Source organism: Aeromonas sp. 601027 (assembly GCF_049174455.1).
Classification (GTDB): domain Bacteria; phylum Pseudomonadota; class Gammaproteobacteria; order Enterobacterales; family Aeromonadaceae; genus Aeromonas; species Aeromonas veronii_A.
The window spans coordinates 75,893-90,487 of the sequence record NZ_JAAKTN010000015.1; the positions used below are offsets into that span (position 1 = coordinate 75,893).

At 60.1% G+C, this 14,595-nt stretch carries 8 protein-coding genes; 6 read left to right on the forward strand and 2 right to left on the reverse strand.

Features of this window, described 5'->3' with window-relative positions; all coding sequences use genetic code 11:
* The first annotated feature begins 90 nt into the window (after positions 1-90).
* Together aceF and lpdA are read left to right on the forward strand one after the other, a co-directional pair.
* Positions 91-1,968: a pyruvate dehydrogenase complex dihydrolipoyllysine-residue acetyltransferase gene (gene aceF / locus G5193_RS17810; RefSeq protein ID WP_421206685.1), complete on the forward strand. Its 1,878-nt coding sequence runs from the start codon at positions 91-93 to the stop codon at positions 1,966-1,968.
* Positions 1,969-2,116: 148 nt separating this feature from the next.
* Positions 2,117-3,544: a dihydrolipoyl dehydrogenase gene (lpdA, locus tag G5193_RS17815; RefSeq protein WP_005336123.1), complete on the forward strand. Its 1,428-nt coding sequence runs from the start codon at positions 2,117-2,119 to the stop codon at positions 3,542-3,544.
* A gap of 69 nt (positions 3,545-3,613) precedes the next feature.
* Here the strand turns inward: lpdA and G5193_RS17820 are convergent, their stop codons facing one another.
* A complete protein-coding gene (locus G5193_RS17820) occupies positions 3,614-3,796 on the reverse strand; it encodes a hypothetical protein (RefSeq protein WP_128834316.1) in 183 nt (60 codons plus the stop codon).
* 143 nt (positions 3,797-3,939) lie between these two features.
* On the reverse strand, positions 3,940-5,850 hold the full coding sequence (locus tag G5193_RS17825) for a methyl-accepting chemotaxis protein (protein WP_128834314.1): 1,911 nt from the start codon (positions 5,848-5,850) through the stop codon (positions 3,940-3,942).
* Positions 5,851-6,084: 234 nt separating this feature from the next.
* On the opposite strand from G5193_RS17825, the gene G5193_RS17830 reads away from it, so the two are divergent.
* The 4 genes from G5193_RS17830 to G5193_RS17845 all read left to right on the forward strand — a co-directional run bounded on the left by G5193_RS17830 (position 6,085) and on the right by G5193_RS17845 (position 14,591).
* A complete protein-coding gene (locus tag G5193_RS17830) occupies positions 6,085-8,340 on the forward strand; it encodes a patatin-like phospholipase family protein (RefSeq protein WP_407959346.1) in 2,256 nt (751 codons plus the stop codon).
* Between the two features lie 229 nt (positions 8,341-8,569).
* Complete coding sequence (gene acnB, locus G5193_RS17835) at positions 8,570-11,167, forward strand: bifunctional aconitate hydratase 2/2-methylisocitrate dehydratase (RefSeq protein ID WP_421206688.1); 2,598 nt, start codon at positions 8,570-8,572, stop codon at positions 11,165-11,167.
* Between the two features lie 280 nt (positions 11,168-11,447).
* Positions 11,448-13,034 (forward strand): EAL domain-containing protein, encoded by a 1,587-nt coding sequence (locus tag G5193_RS17840; protein ID WP_335836901.1) that lies wholly within the window; start codon positions 11,448-11,450, stop codon positions 13,032-13,034.
* A 162-nt stretch (positions 13,035-13,196) separates the two neighbouring features.
* A complete protein-coding gene (locus tag G5193_RS17845; protein WP_421206690.1) occupies positions 13,197-14,591 on the forward strand; it encodes a D-arabinono-1,4-lactone oxidase in 1,395 nt (464 codons plus the stop codon).
* The last annotated feature ends 4 nt before the right edge of the window (positions 14,592-14,595 follow it).

The following is a 14,595-nucleotide window of genomic DNA, read 5'->3' on the forward strand; positions in this document are numbered from 1 at the left end:
GTGACCCTGCCAGGATTTAAAACGGTTAACGCGAGATGTGCGTGGCGGCATCAGCCAGTCACGCGGATCGACGCAAGAGGATAAAGCACAATGTCCAAACAGATTATGGTGCCGGATATCGGCGCCGATGAAGTTGAAGTCACCGAGATCATGGTGGCCGTGGGTGACAAGGTCGAGCTGGACCAGTCCATCATCGCGGTAGAAGGCGACAAGGCCTCCATGGAAGTACCGGCCCCGTCTGCCGGTATCGTCAAAGAGATCCTGATCAAGGTAGGCGACAAGGTTGCCACCGGTTCCCAGATCATGATCTTCGAAGCCGAAGGCGCTGCCGCCCCTGCTGAAGTGGCTGCACCGGCTGCCGCTGCTCCTGCCGCTGCCGTGCGCAAAGATGTGCACGTGCCGGACATCGGTGACGACGAAGTGGACGTGACCGAGATCATGGTTGCCGTGGGCGACATGGTTGAAGCCGACCAGTCCATCATTGCCGTGGAAGGTGACAAGGCCTCCATGGAAGTGCCAGCGCCGTTTGCCGGTCGCGTGGTCGAGATCAAGGTTGCCGCTGGTGCCAAGGTCTCTACCGGTTCTCTGGTGATGGTATTTGAAGTGGCTGGCGCTGCGCCTGCTGCCGTTGCTGCTCCGGCTCAAGCTGCCGCGCCCGTGGCTGCTGCCCCGGTTGCCGCCGCTGCCAAAGAGGTCAATGTACCGGATATCGGTGGCGACGAAGTGGAAGTCACCGAGATCATGGTTGCCGTGGGTGACAAGGTTGAAGCTGACCAGTCCCTGATCGCCGTGGAAGGTGACAAGGCCTCCATGGAAGTGCCTGCGCCGTTCGCCGGTGTGGTCAAAGAGATCAAGGTGAAGGCGGGTGACAAGGTCTCCACCGGTTCCCTGATCATGGTATTCGAAGTGGCTGGCGCTGCTCCTGCCGCCGCGCCGGTTGCTCAAGCTGCCGCCCCGGTCGCTGCAGCCCCTGTTGCCGCTGCTCCGGCTCCGGTTGCTCAGGCTGCTGCCGCTGCGACCGATTTCGTTGCCAACGACGCTTATGTACACGCCTCTCCGGCGGTACGCCGTCTGGCGCGCGAGTTTGGCGTCAACCTGGCCAAGGTGAAGGCCTCCGGTCGCAAGGGCCGCATCGTCAAAGAAGACGTGCAAGCCTACGTGAAGGATGCCATCAAGCGTGCCGAGTCCGCTCCTGCCTCTGCCGGCGTAGCCGGTGGCAACGGTCTGGGCGTACTGCCGTGGCCGAAAGTAGACTTCAGCAAGTTCGGTGATGTGGAAGAGGTCGAGCTGACTCGGATCCAGAAGATCTCCGGTCCGAACCTGCACCGCAACTGGGTCATGATCCCTCATGTCACCCAGTTCGACGAAGCCGATACCACCGAGCTGGAAGCGTTCCGCAAAGAGCAGAACGCGATGCTCGAGAAGCAGAAGGCTGACGTGAAGATCACCCCGCTGGTGTTCATCCTGAAAGCCGCCGCCAAGGCGCTGGAAGCTCACCCGCGCTTCTGCAGCTCCCTGTCCGAAGATGGCAGCAAGCTGATCATGAAGAAGTACATCCACATCGGTGTGGCGGTAGATACCCCCAACGGTCTGGTTGTGCCCGTGGTGCGCGATGTTAACAAGAAGGGCATCATGGAGCTGTCTCGCGATCTGGCCGAGATCTCCAAGAAGGCCCGTGCCGGCAAGCTGACCGCTGCCGACATGCAGGGCGGTTGCTTCACCATCTCCAGCCTGGGTGGCATCGGCGGTACCAGCTTTACCCCGATCGTCAACGCGCCGGAAGTGGCCATCCTCGGTGTTTCCAAGTCCGAGATGAAGCCGAAGTGGAACGGCAAAGAGTTCGCGCCGCGCCTGATGCTGCCGCTGGCTCTGAGCTACGACCACCGCGTGATCGATGGTGCCGATGGGGCTCGCTTCATCACCACCATGAACAGCGTGCTGTCCGACATTCGTCGACTGGTCCTGTAAGTGAGAGGGCGGGCCCAGAGCCTGCCCTTTTTACTTCTCATTTCATTAACATGATCGTAAACTTGCCCCGTTTTTTTCACGGCTGCAGCCACCCGTTTCGGTATAAGACTGCGCTGTCCGGGGATATAAGAACGACAAAGAGGTCATGATGAGTAAAGAAATCAAAACCCAGGTCGTAGTACTGGGTGCTGGCCCTGCCGGTTATTCCGCTGCTTTCCGTGCAGCCGATCTGGGTCTGGATACTATTATCGTCGAGCGTTACTCCACCCTGGGTGGCGTCTGCCTGAACGTGGGCTGCATCCCCTCCAAGGCGCTGCTGCACGTTGCCAAAGTGATTGAAGAAGCCAAGGCGCTGGCCGAGCACGGCATTGTCTTCGGTGCCCCGCAGACCGACATCGACAAGATCCGTCTGTGGAAAGAGAAGGTTATCAACCAGCTGACCGGCGGTCTGGCTGGCATGGCCAAGATGCGTAAAGTTCAGGTTGTTAACGGCTTGGGTAAATTTACCGGCCCGAACACCCTGGAAGTTGAAGGTGCCGACGGCAAGACTACCGTGACCTTCGACAACGCCATCATCGCGGCCGGTTCCCGTCCGGTGAAGCTGCCGTTCATTCCCCACGATGACCCGCGCGTATGGGACTCTACCGATGCGCTGGAGCTGAAAACCGTTCCTGGCAAACTGCTGGTTATCGGTGGCGGCATCATCGGTCTGGAGATGGGTACCGTTTACTCCTCTCTGGGTTCCGAGATCGACGTGGTGGAATTTGCCGACCAGCTGGTTCCGGCTGCCGACAAAGACATCGTCAAGATCTATACCAAGCGTGTGGCCAAGAAATTCAACATCATGCTGGAGACCAAGGTCACCGCAGTTGAAGCGCGCGAAGACGGCCTGTACGTCTCCTACGAAGGCAAGCACGCCCCGGCCGAGCCGGTTCGTTACGACAACGTGCTGGTTGCCGTAGGCCGTGTGCCGAACGGCAAGATGCTGGATGCCGAGAAGGCAGGCGTTGCCGTGACCGAGCGCGGTTTCATCGAGGTGGACAAGCAGCTGCGTACCAACGTGGCCCACATCCACGCCATCGGTGACATCGTGGGTCAGCCGATGCTGGCACACAAAGGTGTTCACGAAGGTCACGTTGCCGCCGAAGTGATCGCCGGCAAGAAGCACTACTTCGACCCGAAAGTGATCCCGTCCATCGCCTATACCGAGCCAGAGATGGCATGGGTTGGTCTGACCGAGAAGGAAGCCAAGCAACAGGGTCTGAACTTCGAAGTCGCCACCTTCCCGTGGGCTGCTTCCGGCCGCGCCATTGCGTCCGACTGCTCCGACGGCATGACCAAGCTGATCTTCGACAAGGAGAGCGGCCGCGTCATCGGTGGTGCCATCGTGGGTACCAACGGCGGTGAACTGCTGGGTGAAATCGGTCTGGCCATCGAAATGGGTGCGGACGCCGAAGACATCGCGCTGACCATCCACGCTCACCCGACTCTGCACGAGTCCGTGGGTCTGGCTGCCGAAGTGTTCGAAGGCTCCATCACCGACCTGCCGAACGCCAAGGCCAAGAAGAAAAAGTAATCTTCTGCCAGCTTCATGAAAGAGCCGCTCGAATGAGCGGCTTTTTGTTTTTGGGATTTGGCGCAGAGGTTAGCAACGCCCCTTTTTGGCCTGACCGGGCGGGCAGAAGGTGCCATAGCCGCCACTGCTGCCATCCGAGACTCGAATGCGGGTGTCATCGACGCTCACATCCGCCCCGTGTACCCGCACCGGCCCGTTGCTGCAGGCGCTGAGCACTCCTCCCAGCAACACCATCACTATCAGTTTGCCCATAACTCCTCCTCATATTTCCCTGATTATGAGGCATTTCGAGAGCCGCATAACGGCGGTTGAATGGCCATGCGTCACCGTTTGCCGTGGCTATGACAGAGGGCGCCGCAGCGCCCTCTGGTGAGTCTTCATAAGTGGGATGCAGACTACAACCGGAAGTTGCCAACCAGCTTGTCCAGCTGACCGGAGAGCTGCTGCAGGCTGCGGCTCGATTCGGTCAGCTGGTGGGCGATATCGGCGGTCTCCATGGTGAGCTGGTTGATATCTTCCACGTTGCGGTTGATCTCGCCGACCACGCTGGACTGCTCCTCGGTGGCGGTGGCGACCTGGATATTCATGTCGTTGATCTGGGTGATGTGCGCGGTGATCTGTCCGAGGGCTGCGTTGGCCTCATCGGCCTGGCTCACTACCTCCAGACTCTGGTTGCGCCCCTGCGCCATGGCGCTGACCGCGCGGGCACTCTGCTCCTGCAAGCGGTTGATCATCCCCTGGATCTCGGCGGTCGAGGCGGCGGAGCGGTTGGCGAGGTTACGCACTTCATCTGCTACCACGGCGAAACCGCGACCCTGTTCACCGGCACGAGCGGCCTCGATAGCAGCGTTCAATGCCAGCAGGTTGGTCTGCTCCGAGATGCTGCGGATGGTTTCGAGGATGCTGCCGATGGAGTCGGTCTGGCTCGCCAGCGACTCGATAACCCCTGCCACCTGCTCAATCTCGCCGGAGAGGTCGACGATGCCGTGGCGCGCCTGCGCTACCACTACTGCCCCTGCATCGGCCTGATCGTTGGCCTGTCTGGCTACTTCGGCTGCCAGCGAAGCGTTACCGGCGATCTCGCTCACCGTGGCCCCCATTTCGTGGATAGCGGTGGCCACCTGCACGGTGCGATCGCGCTGGGCAGTACAGTTGTGCTGGGTCAGCTGCGCCTTGTTGGCCACCTCGTTGGCGGTGGCCGCGAGCTGGCGGGAGTTCTCCGCCACCTGCTCGATGGAGCCGTGGATCTTGGCGACGAAGTTGTTGAAGCCGGTGGCGACCTGACTCAGTTCGTCACGTCCTTCCACCTTGAGGCGCTGGGTGAGATCCCCATCGCCGCTGCCCAGCTCCTTGAACAGGCGGGCCAGCTCGTTGAGCGGGCGGCTGACCGAACCTGCCAGCAGCATCCCCATCAGCCCCATGACCAGCGCAATCACCAGCGAGATCATCAGGATCTCGTTGCGGGTCTGATCCAGCTCGGCATAGATCTCGGCTTCTGGCACCTGGGCCACCAGATACCAGTCGAGCAGCGGGATATAGCTACTGGCCAGTACCATGGGCTCGCCATTGACTTCGGCGTTGATAACGGCAAAGGGACGTTTGGCCAGCAGGCTGCCGGTATCACCGCTGGCAATGTTGCCAAGCGTGTCACGCTCGATGCGGTTGGCCTCGGGGTGCAGCTTCACCTTGCCGCTGCCATCGACCATAAAGACGATGCCGCTCTCTTCCAGCCGGAAGTTGGAGACCATGGTCACCATGGTGTCGAGGGATTTGGCAAAGCCGGCCAGCCCGCGCCCGTTGAGCTGCTGGAAGTTGACGAACAGCTTCACCTCGCCGTTGCTCTCGCGGAAGATGCTGAGGGTCATCTCCTTCTGGCTCTTGGTGTAGTCATAGAACCAGGCATCTTGCGTGGGGGTCAGGTTGCGCAGAAAGCCATCCTGGTTGTAGTAGGCGGCACTCTGGCGATCGGCGAAGGAGGCAGTCACCAGACCATACTGGTTGGCCACATCCTTGAGCTGGTTGATGAGGATTGGCTCCTGCTCTTTGGGCATGCCCCGATCCACCCAGTCGAGGATGAAGCGGTCGGTGGCCAGTTGGCGGGCGGCCTGGGCGATGCCGTGGAGATCCTGTTCAATCTCCTTGCTGATCCGCTGGGTCAGGTTGGGGAGCTCCTGCTCGAACATCCGGTTTTCGATCAGTTGCTGGGCCGAGCGTTGGCTGAAGTAGCCTACCAGCAGGCAGGAGACGACCACGGCCAGGGTGACCGTGGCCAGTATTTTCTGTTTAAGAGTGAGGGTTGCCAGCATAAAGGTGCTCAAAAGGTTGAGATTGACGACGCTCATATTAGCGGCAGCGCGGCGCTACCCATGAGGCTTGCAGCCCTTTATTTGCGGATTACGTTTGCGCTCACAGGGGCGGCGGCGTGCCCCTTCGCCATGCAGCACAGGCGGGATGCGGATTGACGGTTGCGCTAACTGCCGGGCCCCTTATAGTAGAGGCCATCCTTGGTGACTGACCCTCTGAATAATATGGAAAATATGATGCGCAGCTTAGGTGCGGGATGGACCCGTCTGCTTTTGGTGATGCTGGCGGCCTGCCCACTGCTGGCTGTGGCGGCACAGGGGGAGCGCCCGAAAATTGCGGTGGTGCTCAGCGGCGGCGGCGCCAAGGGATCGGCCCATATCGGCATCCTCAAGGTGCTGGAGCAGAAACGGATTCCGGTCGACATCATAGTCGGCACCAGCATGGGCTCTTATGTGGCGGGGATGTACGCCATGGGGCTCAGTGCCGAGGAGGTGGAGCGCACTACCCTGGCCATCGACTGGAACAAGGGCTATCAGGACAAGGTGGGCCGCGACGAGCTGTCGTTGCGTAAAAAGCAGCAGAACGAGCAGTATCAGCTGCGCACCGATATCGGGGTGAATGGCGACACCACCCAGCTGCCGGACGGTTTTTTCCAGGGCCAATCCATGGCCAGCCTGCTGCGGGGGGCCACCTCCAACCTGCCGGTACAGGAGAGCTTCGACGATCTCCCCATTCCCTACCGCGCCATGGCGACCGACATGGAGACGGTCACCCCCTTTGTGCTGGATCACGGCAGCCTGGCCAAGGCAATGCAGGCCTCCATGTCCATTCCCGGTGCCCTCAAGCCGGTGGAGTGGGAGGGGCACATCCTGGCGGACGGCGGCAGCGTCAACAACATGCCGGTGGATGTCGCCAAGGCAATGGGGGCCGACGTGGTGATCGCGGTGGATATCGGTGCCAAGCTGCGTACCCGTGAATCACTCAAGTCAGGGTTGGCGATGATCGACCAGCTCACCACCTACATGACCCAGGTGGGTACCGACAAGCAGAAGGCGCTGATGGGGCCGAAAGACATACTGATCGCTCCCGAGTTTGGCGATATGGGGATCGCCGACTTTGCCCGCATGCCGGAGGGGATCAAAATGGGTGAGGCGGCGGCGTACAAGGCGTCGCTGCAACTCGATAAGCTGTCGCTCACCAAGGCGCAGTACAACGCCTATCGCAACCAGAAGCTGAGCCGCCGTGCCGAGCGAAGTGGTCAACCCGCCTACTTCATCGACAAGGTGGAGATCATCAACAAGTCGCGCCTCTCCGACGAGACGGTGCACGCCATGCTGAAGGTTCGGCCGGACAAGATCCAGACCAACGAGAGTCTGGAGGCTGGCATTCGCCGCCTCTATGCGCTGGAGTCGTTTGACCGCATCACCTATGAAGTGGAGGAGCGCGATGGGGAGAACGTGCTGGTAGTGGATGCCAGCGAGAAGAACTGGGGGCCTGGTTACCTCAACTTCCAGTTCGGTTTCACCGATGACTTCGAGAATACCTCCAACTACAACGTCGGCATGTCCTACACCCTCACCAACGTCAACGAGTGGGGGGCCGAGTGGTTGACCGAGGCATCACTGGGCACGGCCAAACATATCAAGACCGACTTCTATACACCGCTGGAGCCCTCCCAGACCTTCTATGGCGAGGCGAGCCTGGCCTATGACCAGACCCAGAGAAGCCTCTTTAATCCGGATCCGGACGAACCGATATTTACCTATCTCGATACCGAGTACTCCTTCTTCAGCGCCGATCTGGCGGTCGGCTGGAATCGTCAGCCCTGGAGCCGCCTGTCTATGGGGCTGGAAGGGCAGACGGGCAGTATCGAGATCAAAAACTTCAAAGAGCTGCAAGGGGATGCCACGGCGTGGGGCCCCTATGTCCGCTTTGAACACGACAATCTGGATAGCCGCTATTTCCCCTATCAGGGGGTGAAGTGGGATATGAAACTGGGCCACTCCCACGTCAGTGTGGATGGACTCGAGTCGGCAGATGGCCGCAGTGAAGGCTGGAATTATCAACTCTCCATGATCAAGCCCTGGTCATGGGACAGGCACAGCCTCAACCTGATCCTCGAAGGGGGTGGCTCGGGCAGTGAAGAGGTGGTGCCACTGCATATTCAGGATCTGGGCGGGCTGTTCCGCCTCTCAGGTTTCCAGCGCTACCAGCTGAGCGGTCGCTACAGCCTGTTTGGTGGCCTGCGTTACATCTATCGGGTGGCAGACAATGACTTCGGTGCCCTCAAGATGCCGCTCTATCTGGGCGGATCTCTGGAGCAGGGCGGGGTCTGGAACAAGGGGGAGGATATCAGTCTGGAGAGCTCGTTTACCGCCGGGTCGCTTTATGTCGGGGTGGAGAGCTTCCTCGGCCCTGTGTTCCTCGGCTACGGCATGGCGGAGGGGGGCAATGACGTCTTCTATCTGCAATTGGGTAGTACGTTCGAATAATGCCGAAATGATGCCAATTTGTTAACTCTGATTGATGGCGTTCAATTAATTATCAAAAAATACCAGCATGTTTAATTGGTTACGATTTTGTGGTGAATAAGTAAACAGGGTTTGGATTTTAATTAGTCGTTAAAACTTATATAGTGGGGAGCACCCTACGGGGTGTCCCGCAAGGACGATCGCCGCGAGCGTGGGCGAACCCCAAAAAAAGACCAAAGAGGAATTAGTCGTGCTTGAAACATACCGTAAACACGTCGCAGAACGTGCCGCCGAAGGCGTGGTTGCCAAACCTCTGGATGCAGAGCAGGTCGCCGCCCTGGTTGAGCTGCTCAAGAACCCGCCCGCTGGCGAAGAAGACTTTCTGAAAGAGCTGTTGTCCTCCCGTATTCCCCCCGGTGTTGATGAAGCGGCCTATGTCAAAGCCGGTTTCCTCACCGCCGTCGCCAAGGGCGAAGCCCACTCTCCCATCCTGACTGCCGCCGAAGCTGTTGAGCTGCTGGGCACCATGCAGGGTGGTTACAACATTCAACCGCTGATCGACCTGCTGGATCACGCCACTCTGGCGCCGCTTGCCGCCAAGGGGCTCTCCCACACCCTGCTGATGTTTGACTCTTTCCACGACGTGGAAGAGAAGGCCAAGGCGGGCAATGTCCACGCCAAACAGGTGATGCAGTCCTGGGCTGATGCCGAGTGGTTCCTCTCCCGCCCAGAACTGGCCGAGAAGATCACTGTCACCGTGTTCAAGGTGACCGGCGAAACCAACACCGACGACCTCTCGCCGGCACCGGACGCCTGGTCCCGCCCGGACATTCCGCTGCACGCGCTGGCGATGCTGAAAAACGCTCGTCCCGGCATTACCCCGGACAAGGATGGCGCCGTCGGCCCCATCAAGACCATCGATGCCCTGAAAGAGAAAGGCTTCCCGCTGGCCTATGTGGGTGACGTGGTCGGTACCGGCTCTTCCCGTAAATCCGCCACCAACTCGGTGCTCTGGTTTATGGGCGACGACATTCCGTTCGTGCCGAACAAGCGCGCTGGCGGTGTCTGTCTGGGTGGCAAGATTGCCCCGATCTTCTTCAACACCATGGAAGATGCCGGCGCCCTGCCCATCGAAGTGGACGTCTCCAAGCAGGAAATGGGCGATGTGATCGACATCTACCCCTATGCCGGCAAGATCTGCAAACACGGCACCGAACAGGTGCTGGCGCAGTTTGAACTGAAAACCGACGTGCTGATCGACGAAGTGCGCGCCGGTGGCCGTATTCCGCTGATCATCGGTCGCGGACTCACTGACAAGGCCCGCGAAGCGCTGGGTCTGCCGTTCTCCACCGTATTCCGTCGCCCGCAGCCGGTGGCCGATACCGGTAAAGGCTTCACCCTGGCCCAGAAGATGGTGGGCAAGGCGTGCGGCGTGAAGGGCATTCGCCCAGGCACTTACTGCGAGCCCAAGATGACCACGGTCGGCTCTCAGGACACCACGGGCCCGATGACCCGCGACGAGCTCAAAGATCTGGCCTGTCTCGGCTTCTCCGCCGATCTGACCATGCAGTCCTTCTGCCACACCGCAGCTTATCCCAAGCCCATCGACGTACAGACCCACCACACCCTGCCGGACTTCATCATGAATCGCGGCGGTGTCTCTCTGCGTCCGGGTGACGGCGTCATCCACTCCTGGCTGAACCGCATGCTGCTGCCGGATACCGTGGGTACCGGTGGTGACTCCCACACCCGTTTCCCCATCGGTATCTCCTTCCCGGCGGGCTCCGGTCTGGTGGCCTTCGCCGCCGCCACCGGCGTGATGCCGCTGGATATGCCGGAGTCCGTGCTGGTGCGCTTCAAGGGCGAGCTGCAACCGGGCATCACCCTGCGTGATCTGGTCCATGCCATCCCCTATGCCGCCATCCAGAAAGGGCTGCTGACCGTCGAGAAAGCAGGCAAGAAGAACATCTTCTCCGGCCGCATCCTCGAGATCGAAGGCCTGCCGACCCTGAAGGTAGAGCAGGCGTTCGAACTGGCTGACGCCAGCGCCGAGCGCTCTGCCGCCGGTTGCACCATCAAGCTGGATAAAGAGCCGATCATCGAGTATCTGAAGTCCAACATCGTGATGCTGAAATGGATGCTCTCCGAAGGCTACGGTGACGTGCGCACCATCACCCGTCGCATCAAGGGGATGGAAGAGTGGCTGGCCAACCCGACCCTGATGGAAGCGGACAAGGATGCCGAGTACGCCGAAATCATCGAGATCGATCTGGCCACCATCAAGGAGCCAATCCTCTGTGCGCCGAACGATCCGGACGATGCCCGTCTGCTGAGCGACGTGGCTGGCGACAAGATCGACGAGGTGTTCATCGGTTCCTGCATGACCAACATCGGTCACTTCCGTGCCGCCGGCAAACTGCTCGAGAAGTATCAGGGCGAGCTGCCGACCCGCATGTGGATCGCACCACCCACCAAGATGGACAAGGATCAGCTGACCGAAGAGGGCTACTACGGCATCTTTGGTCGCGTCGGTGCCCGCATCGAGATCCCGGGCTGCTCCCTGTGCATGGGCAACCAGGCGCGGGTAGCGGAAGGAGCCTCGGTGGTCTCCACTTCCACCCGTAACTTCCCGAACCGTCTGGGTAAAGGTGCCAACGTCTATCTGGCCTCTGCGGAGCTGGCCGCCGTTGCCGCCATCCTCGGCAAGATCCCGACCGTGGCGGAGTACCTGCAGTACGCCAAGGCGCTCGATGCCACTGCGGCAGATACTTACCGCTACCTCAACTTCAACGAGATCGCCTCCTACACCAAGAAGGCCGATGCGGTGATCCTGCAGCAAGCCGTTTAACGGAGTTCTTGCGCGATTTGCGCAATAAGAAGCCAATAATGCCGCGTATTTACGCGGCATTATTTATTTGTGTGTTATTCACCGTCTTTTTTGAAGATTGTTTGCACGATCCTTGCTAGAGAGATCCAACCACCTGTTTGGTGGTTCGTTTTATAAACGCTTTGGGTTATGTTGTTCGGTTATGTGCGGTAATGATGAGGCATCGTTATCGAGGGGAAGTGGATATCTGTTCACTGGGTGCTTGCGTTGGCAGGCCTGACGAATTGCGGCGTGGTTCTTTATGTTTCTGTTCAGGATCGATCTCTCCCGAACCGGGTTACGCTTCGGCGGTGCCTTGCTGGTCTTTACCTTGCCGCTGCTGGTGGGAGCTTGGCTCATCCACAGCAATTATGTGCAGGAGCTGAAAGCGGAATCCAGCGCCTCGGCCCACAAGGCCAGAACCCTGATGGAGTCGATGCTGGATCATGCGGAGCAGGCCAATCGCTCCGTGCTGCCTCTGGTGAATGCTCCCTGTCGCGACAACCTGCTGGTGCTGCGCAAGAAGGTCGCCATCGAGCCCTTCCTGCGTTCGGTCAATCTGGTGCGAAACGGCATCATCAATTGCACTTCGCTGTTTGGTGAGGCCAATGATGCCGATGACGGCTCCATCTACACCGGCCGCAAGCTGTTGCTGATGCATGGCAACCGGGTGCGGCAAAATCACCCGCTGCTGGTGGTGCGCACCGAGCAGGGCAAGGATGCCGCCTTGAGCGCCATCGACAGTACCCAGCTCAGTTTCATGCTCTCCATGAGCGGAAAATCCAGTGCGCTTTATCTGCAGGTGGGGTCGGCCTGGCTCAATGAGTCTGGCCGCTATCTGAGCGAGGCGCCCACCCTCCATCGCGGGATCAGCCAGGCCCTCACCTCATCCCATTATCCTTTCACCATCCATGCCGGTTATGCCATGCCGGTCTACTGGAAGTCGCTGTGGGCCGCGCGGCATGTGGCGCTGTCGTGGCTGGCTGTTTCCTCGCTTTTGCTGGCTTGGCTGGTGTGGTGGGTACTGGGGCGTCCCGGCTCGCCAACAGATGAATTGCGACGGGCCCTGCGAGCCAGGGAGTTTGTTCCCTACCTGCAGCCGCTGATTGCCAGCCACGACGGCAAGATGATGGGCGCCGAGGTGCTGATGCGCTGGGAGCATGTCAATGAAGGGGTGATCCGGCCCGATCTCTTTATCCCGCAAGCGGAGGAGTCGGGACTGATCGTTCCCATGACCACCCATATCATGAAGCAGGTGGCGACACGGTTGAACCGCTCTCAGGAGCAGTTGCCCGATGGGTTTCATATCAGCTTCAACATCAGCGCCGCCCATTGCCACGATTTTGCCCTGCTGGCCGAGTGTCGCGCCTTCCTCGGGCATTTCCTCCCCGGCAAGGTGGTACTGGTGCTGGAGCTGACCGAGCGGGAGCTGTTGATGTCAGATCCCCAGACCCTCTCCCTGTTCCGCCAGCTGGACGAGATGGGGGTCAAACTCGCCATCGACGACTTTGGTACCGGCCACTCCAGCCTGGCTTACCTGCAACAGTTCCATGTGGATTACCTCAAGATCGACAAATCCTTTATCGCCCGCATCGGTACCGAGTCGCTCTCGGAACATATCGTGGACAACGTGATCGATCTGGCGACCCGGCTCGGTCTGGCGCTGGTGGCGGAAGGGGTGGAGAGCGAGCGTCAGGCTGACTACCTCAGGGCCAAAGGGGTCGATTATTTACAGGGATACCTGTTTGCCCGTCCCATGCCGCTGCGCCAGTTCTGCGAGGAGCTGCTGCCGGAAGAGGCACAAACCCGCCAGCCAGATGGGGTGCGAGGCATCCCGAATGCGACCTGATTTATCGGTGACAGACGGGCGGCCACGCTCCCGTCTGGCAGGGTAGGGGAGTGCTCTCTCCCTATCCCCCCTCGAGTGCAGGGGCTTGTTTTTCATGCCTTGCGGCTCGCTTTTCGGTAGAATCAGCGCTCATTTTGACGTCAGTAAAAGATGAGGCGCGGTATGACGGTTCAGTTCCAGGCATTTCACAGCATCAAGGCGATCGGTAATCGGGAGGTGCTGTTCAACTGGTCTAGAACCAATCCCCTCGGGGCGCTGGATCAGGTGTGGCGCCCGAAAACCCGCGACGAGTTGCAAATGCTGCTGCGGGAACTCCCCGAGCGCAAGCTGCGCCTTATCGGCTCCGGCCTCTCCTTCGAACCCATCCACAGCGTCTATGCCGAGGGCAGTCAGGCGCTGCTGGTGGACTTGCACCACCTGCGCGGCCAGCTGGCGAAAACGGCCGATACCGTGACATATCAGGCGGGGACGCCGCTCGATACCGTTTATGCCGAGCTGATCGCCATGGAGCGGATGCTGCCCGCATCCCCGGGCGTTATCGGCATTCAGACCCTGGGCGGCGCCCTCAGCACCGGCACCCACGGTCAGGGGCTGCACCAGTCTGCCCTCTGCGATGCGGTGGAGGCGATGACGGTGATGCTGGCCAATGGCGACATCATCCGGGTGGATCGCACCGACCCGCGCTTCGGGGCCTTCGTGATGGGGATGGGGATGCTCGGCATCCTGCTCGACGTCACCCTGCGCACTGTGCCCAATCGCATTATGCGCTGCACCAAGTTCACCACCGATTACCCCTTCCTCCTGGAGCACAACGAGCGGCTCAACCGTGAGCACGGCTTTGTGAAGAGCTGGTGGTTTGCCTGGACCGGCGAGAGCCACATCTGGCTGGTGGATCCCGCTTCCGATGAGGAGGTGGCCCGTTACCGCGCCGGCGGCAGCGAGCCGCTGCTGCTGGATGGCGATATCGACGCCCGCATGAATGCCACCATTGATGCCACTTTGCAGAAGATGGCGAAAGACACCAAGGATGAGGCACTGGCTGGCGAGCACTTCGAGACGGTGCGCCGCTTCAAGGATGCCTCCGATCTGGTGGGCAATGTCTACCAAATTCTCTGCAAGGGGATCCCGGCCCCCCAGATCAACTGCGAGGTGGCGGTGCCGCTTAATCGCATGAACGAGGCACTGGAGACCCTGCAAGCGTGGCAGCAGGCCAACCCGGGCGTGTTGCACTACCCCTTTATCCTGCGTTGCACCGGCCCCTCTGAGGCCTGGCTCAGCGCCGCTTATGGCCAGTCGGTCTGCTGGATCGGGTTTCTGGTCTATCTGGCGGCGGATGGCACCTTCGTCAACGGCTCCATGGAGCAGATGCGCGAGCTGCAACAACTGCTGGCGCCGCTTGGCGGCATTCCCCACTTCGGCAAGCATCTGGCGATGGACCTCTACGACTTCCCGGCCCTGTTGCCACGCTGGAACGATTTCGTGGCGTTGAAAGCCGAGCTCGACCCCCACGGCCGCTTTGAAAACCGCTGGCTCAGCGACCTGTTTGCCAACCGGTAAGGAT

Coding starts and splice junctions, on each gene's coding strand:
- aceF (WP_421206685.1), top strand. CDS start 91: ATGTCCAAACAGATTATGGTGCCGGATATCGGCGCCGATGAAGTTGAA.
- lpdA (WP_005336123.1), top strand. CDS start 2,117: ATGAGTAAAGAAATCAAAACCCAGGTCGTAGTACTGGGTGCTGGCCCT.
- G5193_RS17845 (WP_421206690.1), top strand. CDS start 13,197: ATGACGGTTCAGTTCCAGGCATTTCACAGCATCAAGGCGATCGGTAAT.
- G5193_RS17840 (WP_335836901.1), top strand. CDS start 11,448: ATGTTTCTGTTCAGGATCGATCTCTCCCGAACCGGGTTACGCTTCGGC.
- G5193_RS17825 (WP_128834314.1), bottom strand. CDS start 5,850: ATGCTGGCAACCCTCACTCTTAAACAGAAAATACTGGCCACGGTCACC.
- G5193_RS17820 (WP_128834316.1), bottom strand. CDS start 3,796: ATGGGCAAACTGATAGTGATGGTGTTGCTGGGAGGAGTGCTCAGCGCC.
- G5193_RS17830 (WP_407959346.1), top strand. CDS start 6,085: ATGCGCAGCTTAGGTGCGGGATGGACCCGTCTGCTTTTGGTGATGCTG.